Source organism: Paracoccus sp. S4493 (assembly GCF_000967735.1).
GTDB lineage: Bacteria > Pseudomonadota > Alphaproteobacteria > Rhodobacterales > Rhodobacteraceae > Paracoccus > Paracoccus marcusii.
The window spans coordinates 1-3,389 of record NZ_JXYF01000283.1; the positions used below are offsets into that span (position 1 = coordinate 1).

At 70.6% G+C, this 3,389-nt stretch carries 2 protein-coding genes; both read left to right on the top strand.

Annotated features, from left to right (window positions below):
• The coding region (locus TW83_RS17170; protein ID WP_045984004.1) for a polyketide synthase dehydratase domain-containing protein at nt 1-2,278 on the top strand (2,278 nt) is incomplete at its 5' end.
• Complete coding sequence (locus tag TW83_RS17175) at nt 2,275-3,252, top strand: glycosyltransferase family 2 protein (RefSeq protein WP_045984005.1); 978 nt, start codon at nt 2,275-2,277, stop codon at nt 3,250-3,252. The genes TW83_RS17170 and TW83_RS17175, both read left to right, overlap by 4 nt.
• Nucleotides 3,253-3,389: the final 137 nt, after the last annotated feature.

The window sequence follows — 3,389 nt, forward strand, 5'->3', positions numbered from 1 at the left end:
CATGGCCGCCGACGCGCTGACGGGGCGCCGCGACGACCCCGCGCCGATGCCCGTCGATCAGCCCCTGCTGTCCACGCATGCGCGCCAGGGTGCGGTCGACCGCTTCGGCGGCAGGCTGTCGGCCTCTGACTGGATCATCGCCGAACACCGGACCCGCGACGGCGTGGCGCTGCTGCCCGGCACGGGGACCATCGAACTGGCGGCGCAGGCGCTGCAGGCGGCGGGTCGGCATGCGCCCTGGGCCTTGCGCGACCTGACCTTCCTTGACCCGCTGACGGTCGAGGATGGCGGCACCCGCGATTTCCGCGTGACGCTGACCCAGGGACAGGAGACCACCGGCTTCCTGGTCGAGGCCGATTTCGGCCAGGGGCCCGTCGCCGTGGCCGAGGGCGGTATCACCGCCGCCGAACCGGCACGCGCGCCGCTGGACCTTCTGGCGCTGACGGCGGGCATGCGGGTCGACCGTGCGCCCGTGGGCCACGCCTTGGAATCCGCGCAGGAGGGTCAGATGGCCTTTGGTCCGCGGTGGCGCGTCCTGCAGGCGACTTGGATGGGCGACGGCCAGGGCCTCGCGCAGCTTCGCCTGCCCGACGCCGCCCTCGCCGATCTGGACCGTGGGTTCATCCTGCACCCGGCGCTGATGGATATCGCGACGGGCTGGGCGATGGACCTTATCCCCGGCTATGACCGGGCGCAGCTGTGGGTGCCGCTGTCCTATCGGGCACTGACCATGCATGCGCCCCTGCCGGCCGCCGTCACCAGCCTTGTCAGGCTGGCCAACGCATCCGACGGCTATGCCAGCTTCGACGTGACGCTGACCGATCCGCAGGGTCGCGTTCTGGTCGAGGTCGAGGGTTTGACCCTGCGCCGCCTGGACGCCGCCCCCGCGGTGCGCTTGGCCGCGCGCGGTCCCGACATGGCGCAGCCCACCCGCCCCGGACAGGAGCGTCTGGCGCGCATGGTCGCGCAGGGCATTCCGCCCGGTCGCGGGCCCGCGCTTCTGGAACAGGCGCTGCAGGCCGGGCTGCCGCAGATCGCCATCTCCAGCATGGACCTGCCGCAGCTGATCGCGCAGGAGGCCCGCAGCAGCCGCGCCCGCGCCGCCGGCGCCAGCACCAGCTTCGAGCGTCCGGACCTGGACAGCGACTATGTCGAACCGCGAACCGATCTGGAACGCAGCATCGCGGGATTCTTCCGCGACCTGCTGGGCGTGCAGCAGGTGGGCGTCGATGACGGGTTCTTCGACCTTGGCGGCCATTCGCTGATCGCGGTGCGGCTGTTCGCGATGATCCGCAAGGCTTATGCGATCGACCTGCCGCTGGCGACGCTGTTTGAGGCCCCGAACGTCGCGGCCCTGGCCGCCCTGATCGAGGCGCGGATCGGTCCGCGCCCCGACAGCAGCCCTGGTCAGGTCGTCCCGCTGGCACAGGCGCAGACCGCCAGCTTCACCCATCTGGTGCCGATGAGCCAGGGCGCCGCGGGCGGGGGGACCCCGCTGTTCATCGTCGCGGGCATGTTCGGCAACGTGCTGAACCTGCGCGCGCTGGCGCAGCGCCTGTCGCCGGACCGTCCGGTATGGGGCCTGCAAGCGCGCGGCCTGTTCGGCGATGCCGCCCCGCATGCGACCTTGGCCGAGGCCGCCACCAGCTGCATCGAGGAGATCCGCCAGATCCAGCCGCAGGGCCCCTATCTGGTCGCGGGCTTTTCTGGCGGCGGCCTGACCGCGTTGGAGATCGCGCGTCAGCTGCAGGCCGACGGAGAGAGCGTGGCGCGTCTGGTCATGCTGGACACGCCCGTGCCCATGCGCCCGACACTGACGCGCAAGGACCGCCTGATAATCCGAGCCGCCGAGATCCGCCGCGAGGGGCCGGGCTTCCTGTCGCGTTGGCTGCGGGAACGGCTGGCCTACGAACGGTCGCGTCGCCAGCAGCTGCCGCAGGCGGATTCCGCGGGCTTCCACAACGCCGCTATCCATGCTGCCTTCCTGGGCGCGCTGCCGCAGTTCGAGATGCGGGTCTGGGACGGTCCGGTGACCCTGTACCGGCCGCGGCTGGATCGGCAGTTCAAGGTGTCGGGCGGAATGCATGTCAGCACCGCGCGCGAATACGTCTTCGAGGACAACCTGTGGTCGCCCTGGATGCCGGAGCTGACTGTCGTCGAGGTACCCGGGGACCACGATTCGATGGTGCTGGAGCCCTGCGTCAGGGTGCTGGCCGACCGGATGCGCAAGGATCTGGCAGAGGGCGACAAGGCTGACCTCCGGAGGGCCGCGGAATGAGCGTGGGCGCCGTGCATGTGATCATCCTGAACTGGCGCAGCGCGCAGATGTCTCTGCGCTCGGCTGAGGCTGCCGTCATCGCGATGGAGGGGATCGAGGGCGTCATCTCGCTGATCGACAACGATTCCGGCGATGGCAGCTTCGAGGAGATGAGCCGGGAGGCCGCCGACCGCGGCTGGACCGCAGGCGGCCGCCTGCGGGTGCTGCAGTCGGGCCATAACGGCGGCTTCGGTGCGGGCAACAATGCCGCGCTGCGCGTGCCGACGGATCGACCCTGCGATCTGGTGCTGATCGTGAACTCGGATGCATTCCTGGAACCCGACACGATCGCGCGGATGCGGGCGCACATGCTGACGCATCCGGCCATCGGCCTGCTGGGGTGCCGGGTCGTGGGCGAGCACGGCAACCACCACACCACGCATTTCCGCTTCCCGACCGCCGCCAGCGAGTTGGAGGACGCGGCCCGCACCGGGCCGATCTCACGCCTGCTGGCACGCCATGTCGTCACCATCCCGATGCCGCCCGTCGCCGCGCCGGTGGACTGGGCCGCCGGGGCGGCGCTGATGATCCGCCGCGACGTCCTGGACGCGATCGGCGGCTTTGACGAGGCGTATTTCCTCTATTTCGAGGAAACCGACCTGTGCCTGCGCGCCGCAAAGGCGGGCTGGCCCACGCATTACCTGCCGGATGCCCGCGTGATGCATATCGGGTCGGTCAGCACGGGCATGCGGGAATGGACCCTGCCGCCCGATTACTGGTTCGCCTCGCGCGAGCATTATTTCCGCAAGAACCACGGCCGCGCCTATGCCGTCGCGGCGGTGCTGGCCCATCTGGCCGGCCTGACCGTGCGGCGCCTGCGCGCGATCCGCCGCGAAGACCAGACCATGCCCAAGGGGCAGGCGCGCGCGCTGATCCGCCACGCGCTGGCTCCAAGCCGACCCCGACAGATTTTCCGACCCGGAGACAGACCGTGACCCAGCTTGATTTCGCATTGATCGGCAACGCCTCGCTTGCGCTGGAGGCGGCGCGGATCCTGACCGGGCGCGGCCATGTCCTGCGCTCGTTCACGGTCGAGGATCCCGCCCTGGCTGCGGCGGCGCGGGCGCAGGGC